The sequence below is a fragment of the Flavobacterium ichthyis genome, assembly GCF_009915155.1.
GTDB lineage: Bacteria > Bacteroidota > Bacteroidia > Flavobacteriales > Flavobacteriaceae > Flavobacterium > Flavobacterium ichthyis.
In genome coordinates this window covers 1-229 of record NZ_JAABLM010000036.1, presented here as the reverse complement: position 1 = coordinate 229, position 229 = coordinate 1, and the positions used below count along the sequence as shown (strand labels likewise).

1 protein-coding gene is annotated in these 229 nt (G+C 42.8%); it reads right to left on the bottom strand.

The window, feature by feature from the left end:
• The coding region (locus GV828_RS13100) for a hypothetical protein (RefSeq protein WP_166537942.1) at positions 1-229 on the bottom strand (229 nt) is incomplete at both ends.

Sequence of the window (229 nt, the reverse complement as noted above, 5' to 3'; positions counted from 1 at the left end):
TCCGAAGCTGAAAGCGTTGCCGCAACCGGAACTGCATCACAAGAAACGGTCAAATCTATTGGTAAAGTTTCGTTGAAAGTTGGAGCCGAATTGTCTTCCACAGTTACAATTTGCGTATGCGAAACCGAATTACCACAAAGGTCTGTTGCTGTCCAAGTTCTTGATAATGAATAATTTCCAGCGCAAGTGCCGTTATTTCGAACTTCTTCAAAAGTTACCGAAGCTGTTC